We start from the raw sequence: 16,300 nt of genomic DNA, 5'->3' as shown, positions 1-16,300 counted from the left end.
TCATTACTGTGCCGCCAATTCAGTGCCGGGAATGGTCAACACCTGGCCGATCTTCAACTCATCGGTTTTCAGGTTATTGGCGCTGCGCAAGGCCGCAGGCGTGACCTGGAAACGTACCGCCAGCATGGCAACGGTGTCGCCGGGCTGCACACGATGGTCACGCGGGCCCTGGGCGATTTTGCCGGAATCGCGTAGCCAGGCGATATAAGTGCCCGGTGGTGGGTTCTGCTGGAAGAACTGGCGCACGCCCGCACTGATGGAGCGCGCCAGCGCTTGCTGGTGGCTGGCGCTGGCCAGCTTGGAGGCCTCGTTGGCGTTGGAGATAAACCCGGTTTCCACCAGGATCGACGGGATGTCCGGCGACTTCAACACCATGAACCCGGCTTGTTCCACCCGCTGTTTATGCAGCGACGTCACACGACCGATATTGCTCAGGACTTTCTGGCCAACGTTAAGGCTGGAGGTCAGCGAGGCGGTCATCGACAGGTCGAGCAGCACACCGGCGAGCATCTTGTCCTTGTCATCGAGGGACACGTTGCCGGCCCCGCCGATCAAGTCGGAGCGGTTTTCACTGTCGGCCAGCCAGCGGGCGGTCTCGGACGTGGCACCGCGATCCGACAGGGCAAATACCGAGGCACCAAATGCAGCAGTTGAAGGCGCGGCGTCGGCGTGAATGGACACGAACAGGTCAGCGCCCTTCTTGCGCGCAATTTCGGTACGGCCACGCAACGGAATGAAGTAGTCACCGGTGCGGGTCAGCTCGGCGCGGTAGCCTTTCATGCCGTTGACCTGGCGTTGCAGCTCGCGAGCGATGGCCAGTACCACGTCTTTCTCATGCTGGCCGCGTGAGCCGGAAGCCCCCGGATCTTCGCCACCGTGGCCGGCGTCGATCACCACGATAATGTCGCGCTTGCCTGCCGGCGCGGGCGGCGGCGGTGGCAATTTGACCTGGGGTTGCGACGGGTTGACCGGCACCGCAGGCACGGTAGCCACGCTTGGCGTCGGCGCAGGCGGTGGTGCCGCGTCGGCGGGGTTGTCGAACAGGTCGACCACCAGTCGGTTACCGTATTGGGCGTTGGGCGCCAGGGAGAAGCTCTTAGGCGTCACGGCCTTTTTCAGGTCGATGACCACGCGCAGGTCGGTCGGCGTACGCTGGGCCGAGCGCATGGCGGTAATCGGGGTATTGGCGGTAGACACCTTCAGCGGCGCGGCCAGGCTCGCACCGTTGATGTCGATCACCAGGCGATCAGGCGCCGTCAGGGTAAAGACGCTGTGCTGGACCGGGCCAGACAGGTCGAACACCAGTCGCGTGTTATCCGGCGCTCGCCACAGGCGAACGCTCTTTACCTGTGAAGCAGCCAGAGCATTGACAGTCATTGCCGCAAGCAACACCCCCACGACAGCAACCAACGCGCGAAAGCGCATACCTAACCCCACCAATTTTATTTGAATTCCAATGCCAGAGCGGTGCACCACGCTTCAGCGCGCACGCTCTGGGGCAACAACTTCAGCTGACGTCCGTGCTCATGCGGCGTAATGGTAATGGTCATGTCTGGCTTTGGCAAAAAGCCTGTGCCTTTATCTGGCCATTCGATCAGGCACAGCGCATCTTCATCGAAGTAATCACGGATGCCCATGTACTCCAGTTCCTCTGGATCTACCAGGCGATAAAGATCGAAGTGGAAAGCACGCACGTCGCCGATCTCGTAGGGCTCGACCAACGTAAAGGTCGGGCTTTTTACCGCGCCGGTATGGCCCAGGCCGCGAATAATCCCCCGGGACAATGTGGTTTTGCCTGCGCCGAGATCGCCTTCGAGAAAGATCAACCCTGCCCCTTGCGTGACCTGCGAAAGACGCTGCCCCAACGCGACCATGGCCTCTTCATCTGCCAGGAAAAGAATTACTTCAGGCACGGCGACTGCTCCTCCAGCAATTGACGAATGGCAGGGATCAGGTCGCTGGCAGCCAGCCCCCGACCAAAACTGCCCTGGCGGTCGCCAGCGGTAGCGTGCAACCACACGGCCAGGCAGCTTGCCTCGTACGCGGGCATACCCTGAGCCAATAGCGCGCCGACCAGACCAGCCAAGACATCCCCAAGCCCCGCCGTCGCCATCGCCGGGTGGCCTTGATCACAACGGGCAAGCCGTCCATCCGGGCTGGCAATCAAACTGCCAGCACCCTTGAGGATAGCCACTGCATTGAATTTGTGACTCAACGCGCGCGCCACATTAAGGCGATCGGCCTGAACCTCGGCTGTCGATAGCCCCAACAAACGCGCAGCTTCGCCCGGATGAGGCGTAATCACACAGTTGGCCGGCAGCTCGACGCTGCCAGTGGCCAGTTGATTGAGCGCGTCGGCGTCCCACACCTGCGGCTGGCGGGCATTGGCCGCGACCGACAACAGGCTTTTGCCCCAAGCGGCATCGCCCAGGCCTGGGCCAATGACGATCACCGAGATTTTTTCCAGCAGGCCCATCAACTGGTTGGCCGAGCTCACGCCGACAGCCATGACTTCCGGCAGCCGGGCCAGAGCGGCTGGCACATGTTCCGGTCGAGTTGCCAGCGAGACCATGCCGGCGCCACCGCGCAGGGCACTTTCGGTGCTCAGCAGCGCCGCACCGCCAAAGCCACGGTCACCACCGATGACCAGCAGGTGGCCGAACTGGCCCTTATGGGCGTCCGGAGAACGCGCAGCCAGTTGCGGCAAATGGCCGGGCAACAACAGCTGAACGTCGGTAATTGGGTGTTTTGTCTGAGGCATGCGTCTTCAAGCTCCGATGTCTGGCAGAATTATACGCATCTAACCTGTGGTTTCCCGTGTCTCATGCCTGCTATTACCTCCGATTTGCCCGCCCTCGCCCAATCGATCAAAGACTGGGGCCGCGAGCTGGGCTTTCAACAAGTCGGCATCAGTGGCCTGGACCTGGCTGAGCATGAACAGCACCTGCAACGCTGGCTCGACGCGGGCTACCACGGCGAGATGGACTACATGGGCGCCCACGGCAGCAAACGCTCCCATCCCGAGGAACTGGTACCCGGCACCTTGCGCGTGGTGTCACTGCGCATGGACTACCTGCCCGGCGACACCCAGATGGCGCAACTGCTGGGCCAGCCGGAAAAAGCCTATATCTCGCGCTACGCCCTGGGCCGCGACTACCACAAGCTGATCCGCAAGCGCGTGCAGCAGCTGGCCGACCGCATCCAGGCGCAGATCGGGCCGTTCGGCTTTCGCGCCTTTGTCGACAGCGCGCCGGTCCTGGAAAAAGCCATCGCCGAACAAGCCGGACTGGGCTGGATCGGTAAAAACACCCTTGTGCTCAACCGCAAGGCCGGCAGTTATTTCTTCTTGAGCGAACTGTTTGTCAATTTACCGTTGCCGGTGGACCCACCCCACACTACCGAGCACTGCGGCCGTTGCACGGCGTGCCTGGACATCTGCCCCACCAACGCCTTCGTCGGCCCTTACGTGCTGGATGCCCGGCGCTGCATTTCCTACCTGACCATCGAACTCAAGAGCGCCATTCCCGAGGACCTGCGCCCACTGATCGGCAACCGCGTCTTTGGCTGCGATGACTGTCAGATCGTTTGTCCATGGAATCGTTTCGCTCGACCCACTGCCGAAAGCGATTTCAAGCCCAGGCACAACCTGGATAACGCCGAGTTAGCCGAACTATTTATGTGGGACGAGGATAAATTCCTCAGCAGCACCGAGGGCTCCCCCCTGCGCCGCGCCGGTTACGAGCGCTGGTTACGCAATCTGGCGGTGGGCCTGGGCAATGCGCCGTCAAGCATTCCGGTATTGGAAGCCTTGAAGGCGCGGCGGGACTACCCCTCAGAGCTGGTTCGCGAGCATGTGGAATGGGCGCTGAACCAGCACGCGGCCCGCTAGTGTACGTCGTCGTTGTAGACGAACTTGGGCATTTCCCAGTGAAAACGGATCGCCAGCAGGCGCAATAGAAAGCCGCTGAACAGCGTCAACAGAATCGCCTGTTCGCTCGGCAGTTCCAGATACAGGCACAGCAAGTAGAACCAGGCGGCCAGGAACGACACGCTGGCGTACAACTCGCGGCGGAAGATCAGCGGAATGTCGTTACAGAAGATATCCCGCAGGATGCCCCCGAATACGCCGGTGATGACCCCGCTGACGGACGCCACCAACATGCCGTGACCCATTTCCAGGGCGGTCATGCAGCCGATCAGGGTGAATGCCACCAACCCCAAGGCGTCCAGCGCCAAAAACAGTGAGCGCAGGCGGCGCATCAGCGGCGCGATAAAGATCGTCACCAGCGCCGCGACGGAGGTCAGCACCAGGTACTCCGGGTGCTTGACCCAGGTCAGCGGGTAGTGGCCGAGCAGCACATCGCGCACCGAACCACCGCCCAGGGCCGTCACGCAGGCGATGAGCACCACGCCAAACCAGTCCATGCCGCGCCGACCGGCGGACAAGGCGCCGGTCATGGCTTCGGCGGTGATGGCGATGAGGTAGAGCATCAACAGCATGATGGCGATCCTTGCAGGGAGGCCGGCAGTCTAATCATTTGCTGATGGCACCAAAAGGGGGCAAACGCTCTCCAACACTTGGATTTGCAAACCCATTCAAGTGTTGGAGGGGGCTTGCTCCCGATGAGGGAGTGTCAGTCAATGCATCTGGGGCTGACACAACGCCATCGGGAGCAAGCCCCCTCCCACATGTTCAGCAGTCGCCCGTTTTCAAGCCTTGATGAAATGCTTGCGGTAATGCTGCAACTCGGCGATCGACTCACGAATATCATCCAGCGCCAGGTGCGTGCTGCCTTTATGGAAGCTGTCTTTGACTTCCGGCGCCCAACGCGCAGCCAGCTCTTTAAGCGTCGATACGTCCAGGTTGCGATAGTGGAAGTAGCTCTCCAGCGCCTTCATATGCGTATAAAGGAAGCGACGGTCCTGGCAGATGCTGTTGCCGCAGATCGGCGACTTGCCCTTGGGCACCCATTTTTCCAGGAATGCGATGGTTTCGGCTTCGGCTTCGGCCATGCTGATGCGGCTGTCGCGCACACGCTGGGTCAGCCCGGAGTTACCGTGGGTGCGGGTGTTCCACTCGTCCATGGTGGCGAGCACGGCGTCGCTGTGGTGGATGGCGATCACCGGACCTTCGGCCAAGGTGTTGAGGTTGCTGTCGGTGACAATCGTCGCCATCTCGATGATGACGTCGCTGTCGGGGTTCAGACCGGTCATTTCCAGATCGATCCAAATCAGGTTCTGTGGGTTTTGCATGGCTTGATTCTCTTGGCACCTTGGCGTAGCTGCGCAGTTTAGCAGGCGGGGCCGTGCTAGACTCGCGACCGTTTTACCCAACTTTTGCATTATCGACACGGAACACCAATGGCCAAACGCCAGCTCAACCGTCGCCAAAACTGGCGCATCGAAAAGATTCAAGGTGAACGCGCAGCGCGTGCCGCCAAACGTGAATCCTCCGCCGTGGAAGCGCTCGAGGGCGGCGACTTGGGCCCCGAACAAACGGGCCTGGTGATCGCGCACTTTGGTGTGCAAGTCGAAGTCGAGGCGCTGGAAGGCGAACTCGCAGGCTCGGTGTCCCGTTGCCACCTGCGCGCCAACCTGCCTGCGCTGGTGACCGGCGACAAAGTCGTGTGGCGCGCCGGCAACCAGGGCATCGGCGTGATCGTCGCCCAGTTGCCGCGTAGCACCGAACTGCGTCGCCCCGACAGCCGTGGCCAGCTCAAGCCGGTGGCAGCCAACGTCGACATGATTGTGATCGTGTTCGCACCGTTGCCCGAGCCCCATGCCAACCTGATCGACCGCTACCTGGTCGCGGCCGAACACGCCGGCATCCGCCCGCTGTTGCTGTTGAACAAATTCGACCTGATCGACGAGCAAAACGCCCCGGCGCTCAATGCGTTGCTGGCGGTCTATCGCACCCTGGGCTACCCGGTGCTGGAAGTGTCGGCCCATCACGGCAACGGCATGGAACAGCTGCAACAGCAGCTGGACGGGCGCATCAGCGTGTTTGTCGGCCAGTCTGGCGTGGGCAAGTCATCGCTGGTCAACAGCCTGTTGCCGGAAGTCGATACCCGCGTGGGGCCACTGTCGGAACTGTCCGGCCAGGGCACTCACACCACCACTACCGCGCGGTTGTTCCACTTCCCCGGCGGCGGCGAGCTGATCGACTCCCCGGGCATCCGTGAATTCGGCTTGGGCCACGTCAGCCGCAGCGATGTGGAGGCGGGCTTTATCGAGTTCAACGACCTGATCGGCACCTGCCGCTTCCGCGACTGCAAACACGACCGCGAGCCGGGCTGTGCATTGCTCAAGGCCCTGGAAGATGGCCGCGTGCAACAGCAGCGGATGAACAGCTATCGGTCGATTATTGCGAGCTTGCCTGAGAGCAGTTATTGACGGTCAATTTCTTGATACACATAAACCACGGCGCTGAACGCCCTAGCCCATTGATTTAACAGGAGCGGGAATCAAGAATCCGGATCAACTGGGTGGCTCATACACACAAGCCAGCTTGTATTCAGATTTCCTGATGCCCATAATTGCTCCGTCACCAGCGAAAGCTGGCAGGAGTCTGGATCCTTTTCGGGGTTGATCCAGCGGCGCAGAAGGGGCGAAGCAAGCTCCGCTGTGTGTCGAATGAAGCCGCCTTCGGGCGGCTTTGCTTTTTGTGGGGAATTAACATTGGCTCTCTACTATCACCCCAAACAAGGCGACGTGCTGCTGTGTGACTTCACACGAGGTTTTGTTGCACCGGAAATGCTGAAAATCCGCAAGGTTGTCCCACGCCTGTGCGCCGACGACATGCGAGGCGTAGTTAATGGTGTCAAAGCCTACCTGCCACTCTGACCGCCAATGAAAACGCCCCGAATGATTCGGGGCGTTTTGGTTTCTGCTGTAGAGAGATAAGTTACGAGGCCGGCGCAGGCACCGTAGGATCCTTCATCCCACCATCATCAAACAGGTTCAGCTTCTGCCGCAACTCATGGGCCGGCAGTGGTTCCTGCTCAGGCGGCAGTGCGTTAGGGTCGGCCGGCACTTCGCCAGGGGCACCATCGCCCTGAGTCGGTACCGGTGGCGGTGGCTGGTCGCCTTCAATCGCACGCTGGGCCTTTTTGGTCAGCACCACGATATCGATACGGCGGTTGACCGGGTTGAACGGGTCTTTGGGATCAAATAACTGCGATGAGGCAAAGCCCACCACCCGTGCCACTTGTGGGTCCGGATAGCTGCCGGCCACCAGCGCACGGCGGGCGGCGTTGGCGCGGTTGGCCGAGAGTTCCCAGTTGCCGAAGTCGCCCTGGCCCGCGTAGGGCTTGGCGTCGGTATGGCCGCTGATGCTGATCTTGTTCGGTACCGCCTTGATGGTGTCGGCCATGGCCAGCAGGATGTCTTCAAAGTACGGCTTCAAGCGCGCACTGCCGGAATCGAACATCGGCCGGTTGGCGGCGTCCGTGATCTGGATGCGCAGCCCTTCGGGCGTGATCTCGAACGAAATCTGGTCCTTGAACTTCAGCAGTTGCGGGTTTTCCTCAACCTTGGTCTGCAACTCCTGCAGCAACAGTTCCAGGCGTTCCTGCTCGACCTGCTCGGCCATGGTTTCGACGGTATCGCGCTCAATCGGGATTTTTTCCTGGGGCGACTCAGTTTGCACTTCCGGGTTGATGGTGCGCTCTGGCGCCAGTTGCGGTGAACCGCCCAGATCGATGACAAATGGCGTACCGCTTTCCGAAAAGCCAATCGGGTCTTTGAAGTAACCGGCGATGGCGATCTTCTGTTCCGGTGTGGCGGTGGACATCAGCCACAGCACCAGGAAGAACGCCATCATCGCCGTGGCAAAGTCGGCAAACGCGATTTTCCAGGCACCACCATGGTGCCCCGCAGCGAAGCGCTTGACGCGCTTGATGATGATCGGCTGGTTGTTTTCCATGGCTTAGCGACCGCGAACCGCTTGTTCCAGCTCGGAGAAACTTGGGCGATGCTTGGGGTACAGCACCTTGCGCCCGAACTCCACGGCCAGCGATGGCGGCATCCCCGATGCTGATGCCACCAGGCACGCCTTGATCGCTTCGTAGAGGTTGACCTCTTCCTTGGCATCGTGGGCCAGGGAAGTAGCGAGCGGGCCGAAGAAGCCATAGGCCGCGAGAATACCGAAGAAGGTACCCACCAGCGCCGCACCCACGTGCATGCCGATGGCCGCTTGATCGCCCTCGCCCAAGGACGCCATGGTCACCACGATACCCAGCACCGCCGCGACAATGCCGAAACCGGGCATGCCATCGGCGATGCCGGTCACGGCATGGGAAGGATGCTCCAGCTCTTCCTTGAGGCTGAACAACTCCATGTCGAACAGGCCTTCCAGCTCGTGGGGAGCCATGTTGCCGGAGGACATGATGCGCAGGTAGTCACAGATATAAGCGGTCATGCGCTCATCTTTGAGCACGGCCGGGTACTTGGCGAAAATCGGGCTGGCGGCGGCGTCTTCGATGTCGCCTTCGATCGCCATCATGCCTTCGCGGCGGCTCTTGTTGAGGATCTCGTAGATCAGCCCCAGCACTTCCAGATAGAAGGTGTGGGAAAAACGCGAACTGAACATGCCCAGCGATTTCTTGATCACGTGCATGGTCATGTAGCCGGGGTTGGCCTGCAAGAATGCGCCAAACGCGGCGCCGCCGATGATCAGCACTTCGAAAGGTTGGATCAATGCGGCGATTTTACCGTGGGAGAGGACGTACCCTCCGAGCACACTTGCGATGACGACAATGATGCCGATAATTTTAGCCATAGGAGATGGGTACTTGCGCCGTCGGGTTCATGGACATAGTGGGTGCAGCAGAAAACTCTTGTTCTACTTATCGGCAAAACTGCGCCAGACTATAGCCCGTTAAGGCGAAAAGCCAATTCGGCCCGTTCCGGGTGTGTTGAACACAAGTGATGATCGCGCCCCAATCATGGCAATCGAAACGACAGTCCCAACGAACCGCCCCACCACCCTCGCCGCTTGGATCAAGCGCCTGGACGACGTGCTGCTGCCCGTTCCCCAGGCCAACCATGAGCGCGTGTGCAAAGCCATCCGCGACAGTCGCAGTTCATTGCGAGATATTGCCGAGCTGATGCAAAACAGCCCGGCGCTGGTGCTGAGCGTGATGCGCGAGGCCAACAGCCAAGCCCATGGGAGCCTGGCCGAGCCCGCCGAAAACCTCGAAGTAGCGCTTAACCGTCTCGGCCTCAAACGTGCCGAGGAGTTGCTGGCACGCCTACCTTCGGTGCCGGCTGGAGAAATCCCAGCCGCATTGCGCCAACTGCTGCTGGTCAGCCAGCACGCGTCCCAGCAAGCCAACGGCTTGTTCGGCAGTCGCCTGGCGCGGCTATGGCAGGACATCCACTGGGGCAGCCTGCTGTTTCTGTCGCCACTGTGGCCGATGGCCGTCGCCTACCCCAAGCTTTTGGAGGAATGGGAGCTGCGGGTGATTCACAAGGGCCAGTCGGCGCGCCAGGTCGAGCAGGAACTGTTCGGTGTGCGCTTGCTGGACCTGTGCCGGGGCCTGACCGAAGCCTGGCACCTGCCGATCTGGGTTTCGCAGGGCTACAAGCTGCTGCTGGCCGAGCAACGCCTGCTGGTCAAGGCGCTGCACATTGCCCGCGAAGACGACGCCTTGCGCCACCAGCAATTGCTCGACGCCGACCCCAACCTGCGCCGCTGGCTGAACCAGCCAGCCAATACCGTGTTGCTGGCCAACGGCCTGGCGATGTCCGCCCAGGAATCCTGGACCTGCCCGCACACCGAACGCTGGCAATACCTCACCGCGCTATACCTGCAAGTGCCCTTGAGTGATGTGCAACAACAGGCGCACCAGCAGGCAGTCACGAGCGCCCGCACCACCTTGATGCCCGACCTCTGGCACCCGGCGCTGTCGCTGATCTGGCCGTGGCATGTGCAAAAAGTCCATCGCGGCTTGTTGCCCGCGCCGCCGCCCACGGCTGAAGCCCTGGCCGTATGGCGCACTCATTGCACCGAGTTGCTGGTCGAGCCGAGCCGCTTTGCCAACGCCATGCACCTGACCACCTGCGCCAAGCACGCCTTGGTTGCCAGTGGCATGCAGCGGGTGTTGTTGTTCATGGCCGATCGCGCCCTGAGCACCCTGCGCGTGCATCAGGCCGACGGTTTGCCCAGGGACGCCGCGCACCTGAGCCTGGATGTGGTCAACAGCACATTGCTGCAACGCCTGCTGGAAAAGTCCGCTCAGGTGCGTCTGACCCCCGACAACCATGCGCAGTTTTCCGCCCTGCTGCCGCCTATCCTGCGTCGCCTGTTTACGGGCGAGCACTTGCTGCTGCGTTCGCTGAGCTGCAATGGCCGCGTGGTGATGCTGGTAGTGGCGGACCAAGGCGGCGGACCATTCTCGGAAACCACCGTGCAGGCGTTCGGCAAAACCGCCCAATGCATCGAAAAAGCCCTGCACAGCTTTACCAACCGCAGCGCCTGATGCTTGCGCTACAATCAGCGGCCTTTATCACCAACATTTGTGCCCAGGAGACCTCACATGCCTGACTTCTCTGGCTTGCCGCTGGTGATCGAATCCAGTGACCTGCTCGCTCAACTGGATGCCGAGCACTTGATTCTGGTGGACCTCACCAGTGCCGCCCGCTACGCCGAAGGGCATATCCCCGGCGCGCATTTTGTTGACCCCAAGCGCACCCAACTGGGCCAGCCACCGGCACCCGGCTTGCTGCCGAGCAAGGCCGACCTGGAAAAACTGTTCGGCGAACTGGGCCACACCCCGGACGCGACCTACGTGGTCTATGACGACGAAGGCGGCGGCTGGGCCGGACGCTTTATCTGGATGCTCGACGTGATCGGTCACCAGAAATATCACTACCTCGACGGCGGCCTGCTGGCATGGCTGGAGGAAAAGTACCCACTCTCCATCGAAGTGCCCGCGCCGGCAGGCGGCCCCGTCAGCCTCACGTTGCACGATGGCCCCACGGCTACCCGTGAGTACCTGCAAAGCCGTCTCGGCGCGGCCGACCTGGGCGTCTGGGATGCCCGCGGCCCGCTGGAATATTCCGGCGAAAAAGTGCTCGCCGCCAAGGGGGGCCATATTCCCGGCGCGGTGAATTTCGAATGGACCGCCGGCATGGACAAGGCGCGCAACCTGCGCATCCGTCGCGACATGCCACAGGTCCTCGAAGAGCTCGGGCTGACCCGCGATAAAGAAATCATTACCCACTGCCAGACTCACCACCGCTCTGGCTTCACCTACCTGGTGGCCAAGGCGCTCGGTTATCCACGAGTCAAAGGCTATGCCGGTTCCTGGGGCGAATGGGGCAACCACCCCGACACCCCCGTTGAGATTTAAGGTTTAAGGACAGTTATGAAAAAGCAGTTGTTTATCCTCAGCCAGTACTTGCTGCCACACCACTTGCTCTCGCGCCTGGCCGGCTGCATTGCCGAGTGCCGCGTGCGCTGGTTCAAGAACGCCTTCACCGCCTGGTTCGCCAAGCGCTATCAAGTGGACATGTCCCAGGCCCTGGTTGAAGACCTGAGCGCCTATGAGCATTTCAACGCGTTCTTCACCCGCGCCTTGAAAGACGGCGCCCGCCCGCTCGACCAGACTCCCGGTGCCGTGCTGAGCCCGGCCGATGGCGCCGTCAGCCAGCTAGGCCCTATCGAACATGGCCGTGTGTTCCAGGCCAAGGGCCACAGCTTCAGCGTGCTGGAATTGCTCGGTGGCGACGCGGCGCTGGCTGCACCGTTCATGGGAGGCGATTTTGCGACTATTTACCTGTCACCCAAAGACTACCACCGGGTGCACATGCCACTGGCCGGCACCTTGCGTGAGATGGTCTATGTGCCAGGTCGGATTTTCTCGGTCAACCAGACCACCGCCGAAAACGTACCGGAGCTGTTTGCGCGCAACGAGCGGGTTGTATGCCTGTTTGACACCGAGCGCGGCCCGATGGCCGTGGTGTTGGTGGGTGCGATGATCGTCGCGTCGATTGAGACGGTGTGGGCCGGGTTGGTAACCCCGCCCAAGCGCGAGCTGAAAACCTTCCGCTACGACGAAGCCGCACGTGCGCCGATTCATTTGGAAAAAGGTGCGGAGCTGGGCCGTTTCAAGCTGGGCTCGACCGCCATCGTGCTGTTCGGGCCGGATCAGGTGAAGTGGGCTGAAGAACTGGCAGCGGGTACGCCAGTGCAGATGGGCCAGGGTATCGCATTGCCGAAAGCCTGATATTGCTGGTGGCATCCTATGTGGGAGCCGGGCTTGCCCGCGATAGCGGAGTGTCAGTCAACACATCATTGACTGAACTGCCGCTATCGCGGGCAAGCCCGGCTCCCACATTTTTGACTGTATTTCTACAGTGAGATCGGCTTATAACTGACCGTCGCGGTCGCGCAAGCCCAGCAGATACAACACGCCATCGAGCCCCAGCGTTGAAATCGCCTGTTTGGCCGACTGCTTGACCAACGGCTTGGCGCGAAACGCCACACCCAATCCTGCAATCGCCAGCATCGGCAAGTCATTGGCGCCGTCGCCGACCGCAATGGTCTGCTCCAGGCGCAAGCCTTCCTTGTGCGCCAATTCCTTGAGCAGGTCGGCCTTGCGCTGCGCATCGACAATCGGCTCGACCGCCACGCCGGTCACCTTGCCATCCACTACTTCCAGCTCGTTGGCAAATACATAGTCAATGCCCAACTTCGCCTGCAACTGCTTGGCGAAGTAGGTGAAGCCGCCGGACAGAATGGCGGTCTTGTAGCCCAGGCGCTTGAGTTCGGCGAACAGGGTTTCGGCGCCTTCCGTCAGGCGCAGCGATGCGCCGATGGAGTCCAGCACGCTCACGTCCAGGCCCTTGAGCAACGCCAGGCGCTCCTTGAAACTGGCACGGAAATCCAGCTCACCGGCCATCGCCCGCTCGGTAATCTCGCTGACTTGCTCGCCGACTCCCGCTGCCTTGGCCAGTTCGTCGATGACTTCGGCTTCGATCAGGGTGGAGTCCATGTCGAACACCGCCAAACGACGGTTGCGACGGAACAGCGAATCTTCCTGGAAGGCGATATCGACATTCAACTCCTGGGCCACGCTCAGGAATTCGGCCCGCAGCGCTTGCGCGTCAGCCGGTTCACCGCGTACAGAAAACTCGATGCAGCCCTTGCCTTTGTCGGCCGGTGTGTCCAAGGGCATACGACCCGACAGACGGTCGATATGGTCGATATTCAACCCGTAGTGGGCCGTGATCGAGCTGACACGCTGCAATTGTTCAGCCGTTACCTTGCGAGTAAGCAACGTGACGATATGGCGTTTTTTGCCCTGGCCTTCCACCCAGTGCTGGTAATCAGCTTCGGACACGGGGGTGAAACGCACCTGTTGATCCAGCTTATAGGCCGTAAACAGGATGTCCTTGAGTACCGACGAAGCCTGTTCGGTGCTGGGGATCTCCACCAGAATGCCGAACGACAGGGTGTCGTGGATCACCGCCTGACCGATGTCGAGGATGTTCACACCACCCTGGGCCAGGACGCCGGTAATGGCCGCGGTGAGACCCGGTCGGTCTTCACCCGTGATGTTGATCAGGACAATTTCGCGCAAAGCGCACCCCCAGGCTGGAAAAAAACCGCATTCTACCCACTTTCAGTGACCATCGGGCACAGCCAGTGCTTTGCCGGTCATGGGCCTGTCGCTATACTGCGCGTCAACTTCACGGACCAAGAGCCGAGCGCAAGTGAACCGGCCCACGCCAGTAAAAACCGATAACTTCTTCCTGCTGATCTTCCGGGCACTGCGCCACCGCCGTGTACCGATCGCATTACGCATCGCCAGCCATAACGTGATCCTGGTCGCCTTGGCCCTGGTAATCTACGCCTGCGTGATGGGTTTGCAGTTCAAGCAGGCCATGCATGAGCAAGCCGACGCCCTGGGTGCGAGCCTGACGACCCAGACGGCCACCTCGGCGACTGAGTTGCTGGTGTCCAACGACATCCTCAGCCTCAACGTGCTGCTCAACAACCTGACCAAGAACCCGCTGGTAGCTCACGCCGCCATTTATAGCGTGGACAACCGGATCATGGCCGAAGCCGGGCAGCGCCCGAAGAACGGCTTGCTGGGTGAAGCCGAGGGCCTCTACCAGAGCAATATCACCTTTCAGGATGTGAAAGCCGGCCAACTGCGTATCAGCCTCGACATGCAGCAGTTCCAGCAGCCGATGACCATCAGCCTGCAAAGCATGGGTATCTTGAGCGCGATCCTGCTGGCCCTGGCCCTGGCCTTGAGCCTGCGCCTGGGGAGGCATATCTCCACACCGCTGATGCAACTGCGTATCTGGCTGCGGGATATCGACGAACACACCCCGGCCACTGATCGCCAGGATGAAATCGGCGACCTCGCGCGCCAGCTCCATACCAGCTTCGCTCCGGAGCCGAAAGCGCCTGAAGTCGAACCGGAACCCGAATACGACGATACCGACGACTACAGCGATGAGCCTGAGTTTGAAGTACGTGACCTGCGCGACCCAGGCTTTGACGAAAGCGCTCCGGTGGCCGGCCTCAAGCCTGCACCGCGCCATGTGGTCAAGGCCGAGGAAGACGAACTCGACGAGGAAGACCCCTTCGCCGACCTGCGCGATACCTCGGCCGTGGCCCCGGCCGCTGCGACAAAACCCGTTGCGGTGGTCAGGAACACCGAGCCGCAGCACAGTGCAGTACTCGCCGTGCAACTGGGCTCCCAGGAGCAGCTGCGCCGCCTGCCTCGTGCCCGGCTGACCGAACTGCTCGAACGCTACCGCGACTGTCTCGACCAGGCCGCCTCGCTGTACCAGAGCGAGCTGCACACGTTGAACGATGGCAGCACCCTGATGCTGTTCCACAGCGAAGACAGCGGCGAAGACTACCTGACCAATGCAATTTGCTGCGGCGAATTGCTGCGCGCGCTGGGCCATGCCCTGCAGATCGAAGTGGCCGACAGCGGCATTACCCTGCAATTGCAGCTTGGCTTGACCGTGGGTGATGACCTGTTCGGCATGAGCCAGATCGACCTGCTGCTCACCGAAATCGCCCAGGATGCCCTGGCCCTGTCCCAACACAGCCGCAACCTGCTGCTGGTGGAACGCAAGATCAGTGAAGACACGCTGATCCGCCAACGCGCACGTATCCGTCCGATTGCCAGCCCTGAAGGGGCCAGTTGCGTAGAGCGGTTGATGGAGCCGTACCCGTCGATGCTCGAGCGCCAGCTGGCGCGGATGCATGAGACCCGCAAGCCCTGAAATACCTACTGTGGAGTGGGTCCCGCTCCCACAGTTGATCTTCAACATGACTCAAATCCTGCACAAACAAAAAGGCCCGCTTATTCAGCGGGCCTTTTGTTTGGCTGCGATTCAGATCAGAACCTGAACACTTCCAGATCGGTACGAATCGGCGTAGCCATCGGCATCTTCGGCTTTTCCGGGGCTGCCGGTTTGGCCTGGGCTGGGGCCTGTTTACGCGGCTGCACCTCGGCAATCGGCGGCTGGTTCGCCAATGGCTTGAGCGCCACCGACAACTGCTGCGCCAAGTGCTGCAACAGCACACCCTGGGCCTGGACCTGAGAAGCGGTGGTGCCGGTATGTTCTTCCTGCAGGTGCACGATGCGGTTATCCCGTACTTGTCCGCGACGGTCGATCAGGCGCCACTGTGCATCCAGAATCGCCGGTTGCGATTTGCCGGAGTCGAGCCGCGTAATCGTCAGCAGCACCTGCACATCCGGAGTGAATCCCGATGGCCCTGGTGCCAGGACCACACGCTGGCTATCCAACTGCCCTGCAACCTGACGCAACATCAGTTGATTGATATCGGACGACAAGCTGCCCGCCCAACGACCATCAGTGGAACCTTGCAGGCTGCCGTCGTTCTGACGTTGCAGCAGGGTTTCGCGTTGCAGGTAATCGGCAACGACTACCGGACCGAGCAATACCGCCATGCCAGCCGTTTGGGCTGGCTGAGCCGGGCTACCGCTGTCCAACTGGTACAGCGACACCGGTTGGTGCGTGCTGCAACCCGCCAGCCCCAAAAGGCCAGCGAGCATCAAAAATAGAGGAAGGCGTGGAGCAGTCATCATCCCATCCAAGTGGCTGCCACAAGGCGAACCACAATGTAATACTAAAAATAACCTGAACACGCTCGGCCACGCCGGCGCTGGAAAGGCCATATCATCCGTGAATATGCGCCATGACTCCAGCGCGAAAGCATCGATCTACAGGTTAAATCGTAGATCGAGTGCTCTAGGGGGCGTTCTCAATTAGTTTCCCCGCCGCGTTGTCGCCTTAAAGCGGG

General features: G+C 61.0%; 16 protein-coding genes. 7 read left to right on the top strand and 9 right to left on the bottom strand.

The genetic code is table 11. The features are described 5' to 3' along the window. Positions 1-3: 3 nt before the first annotated feature. Genes E4P00_RS06495 through E4P00_RS06485 form a run of 3 tightly spaced genes read right to left on the bottom strand, consistent with a single transcriptional unit; the run spans position 4 to position 2,761 of the window. Positions 4-1,425: an N-acetylmuramoyl-L-alanine amidase gene (locus E4P00_RS06495; protein ID WP_032878208.1), complete on the bottom strand. Its 1,422-nt coding sequence runs from the start codon at positions 1,423-1,425 to the stop codon at positions 4-6. A gap of 17 nt (positions 1,426-1,442) precedes the next feature. Beyond that, positions 1,443-1,913, bottom strand: coding sequence for a tRNA (adenosine(37)-N6)-threonylcarbamoyltransferase complex ATPase subunit type 1 TsaE (tsaE, locus tag E4P00_RS06490; RefSeq protein WP_032878210.1), 471 nt, complete (start codon positions 1,911-1,913; stop codon positions 1,443-1,445). Next, on the bottom strand, positions 1,901-2,761 hold the full coding sequence (locus E4P00_RS06485) for an NAD(P)H-hydrate dehydratase (RefSeq protein WP_078820142.1): 861 nt from the start codon (positions 2,759-2,761) through the stop codon (positions 1,901-1,903). Before E4P00_RS06485 ends, tsaE begins: the two co-directional genes overlap by 13 nt. Before the next feature lie 63 nt (positions 2,762-2,824). Between E4P00_RS06485 and queG the strand changes: the two genes are divergently transcribed. Further along, complete coding sequence (gene queG / locus E4P00_RS06480) at positions 2,825-3,889, top strand: tRNA epoxyqueuosine(34) reductase QueG (protein WP_248130976.1); 1,065 nt, start codon at positions 2,825-2,827, stop codon at positions 3,887-3,889. Here the strand turns inward: queG and E4P00_RS06475 are convergent. Together E4P00_RS06475 and orn are read right to left on the bottom strand one after the other, a co-directional pair. Further along, the gene (locus E4P00_RS06475; RefSeq protein ID WP_172833454.1) at positions 3,886-4,503 is read right to left on the bottom strand and encodes a trimeric intracellular cation channel family protein; all 618 of its coding nucleotides are present in this window, start codon (positions 4,501-4,503) and stop codon (positions 3,886-3,888) included. The two genes, queG and E4P00_RS06475, sit on opposite strands and share 4 nt — an antisense overlap. A 207-nt stretch (positions 4,504-4,710) precedes the next feature. Further along, positions 4,711-5,253: an oligoribonuclease gene (orn, locus tag E4P00_RS06470; protein ID WP_005784217.1), complete on the bottom strand. Its 543-nt coding sequence runs from the start codon at positions 5,251-5,253 to the stop codon at positions 4,711-4,713. A 108-nt stretch (positions 5,254-5,361) separates the two neighbouring features. Here orn and rsgA point away from each other — a divergent pair, with 108 nt between their 5' ends. Next, positions 5,362-6,393 (top strand): small ribosomal subunit biogenesis GTPase RsgA, encoded by a 1,032-nt coding sequence (gene rsgA / locus E4P00_RS06465; protein ID WP_005784215.1) that lies wholly within the window; start codon positions 5,362-5,364, stop codon positions 6,391-6,393. A gap of 240 nt (positions 6,394-6,633) precedes the next feature. Further along, positions 6,634-6,843, top strand: coding sequence for a hypothetical protein (locus tag E4P00_RS06460; RefSeq protein ID WP_078820139.1), 210 nt, complete (start codon positions 6,634-6,636; stop codon positions 6,841-6,843). A gap of 61 nt (positions 6,844-6,904) precedes the next feature. Here the strand turns inward: E4P00_RS06460 and motB are convergent, their stop codons facing one another. Further along, positions 6,905-7,924 carry a flagellar motor protein MotB gene (gene motB, locus E4P00_RS06455; protein ID WP_032878216.1) on the bottom strand — a complete coding sequence of 340 codons (1,020 nt, stop codon included), beginning with the start codon at positions 7,922-7,924 and terminating at the stop codon, positions 6,905-6,907. Between the two features lie 3 nt (positions 7,925-7,927). Beyond that, on the bottom strand, positions 7,928-8,779 hold the full coding sequence (gene motA / locus E4P00_RS06450; protein ID WP_005784209.1) for a flagellar motor stator protein MotA: 852 nt from the start codon (positions 8,777-8,779) through the stop codon (positions 7,928-7,930). 166 nt (positions 8,780-8,945) lie between these two features. Here motA and E4P00_RS06445 point away from each other — a divergent pair, with 166 nt between their 5' ends. Genes E4P00_RS06445 through asd form a run of 3 tightly spaced genes read left to right on the top strand, consistent with a single transcriptional unit; the run spans position 8,946 to position 12,230 of the window. Continuing rightward, positions 8,946-10,481, top strand: a complete 1,536-nt coding sequence (locus E4P00_RS06445; protein ID WP_248130974.1) for an HDOD domain-containing protein — start codon at positions 8,946-8,948, stop codon at positions 10,479-10,481. A gap of 57 nt (positions 10,482-10,538) precedes the next feature. Further along, the gene (gene rhdA, locus E4P00_RS06440) at positions 10,539-11,354 is read left to right on the top strand and encodes a thiosulfate sulfurtransferase (protein ID WP_032878220.1); all 816 of its coding nucleotides are present in this window, start codon (positions 10,539-10,541) and stop codon (positions 11,352-11,354) included. Between the two features lie 15 nt (positions 11,355-11,369). After that, positions 11,370-12,230, top strand: a complete 861-nt coding sequence (asd, locus tag E4P00_RS06435; protein WP_032878223.1) for an archaetidylserine decarboxylase — start codon at positions 11,370-11,372, stop codon at positions 12,228-12,230. Positions 12,231-12,371: 141 nt separating this feature from the next. Here asd and serB read toward each other — a convergent pair whose 3' ends face one another. Beyond that, positions 12,372-13,586, bottom strand: coding sequence for a phosphoserine phosphatase SerB (serB, locus tag E4P00_RS06430; protein WP_057702577.1), 1,215 nt, complete (start codon positions 13,584-13,586; stop codon positions 12,372-12,374). Between the two features lie 133 nt (positions 13,587-13,719). Between serB and E4P00_RS06425 the strand changes: the two genes are divergently transcribed. Beyond that, entirely contained in the window at positions 13,720-15,255 is a 1,536-nt protein-coding gene (locus E4P00_RS06425) for a HAMP domain-containing protein (RefSeq protein WP_032878227.1), read from the top strand. Between the two features lie 116 nt (positions 15,256-15,371). On the opposite strand, the gene E4P00_RS06420 is transcribed toward E4P00_RS06425, so the two are convergent. After that, positions 15,372-16,085 (bottom strand): ABC-type transport auxiliary lipoprotein family protein, encoded by a 714-nt coding sequence (locus tag E4P00_RS06420; protein ID WP_005784196.1) that lies wholly within the window; start codon positions 16,083-16,085, stop codon positions 15,372-15,374. Between the last annotated feature and the right edge of the window lie 215 nt (positions 16,086-16,300).

This window comes from Pseudomonas sp. B329, from assembly GCF_023127835.1.
GTDB lineage: Bacteria > Pseudomonadota > Gammaproteobacteria > Pseudomonadales > Pseudomonadaceae > Aquipseudomonas > Aquipseudomonas synxantha_A.
The sequence above is the reverse complement of the archived record's forward strand: the minus strand, read 5'-3'. Positions and strand labels throughout refer to the sequence as shown.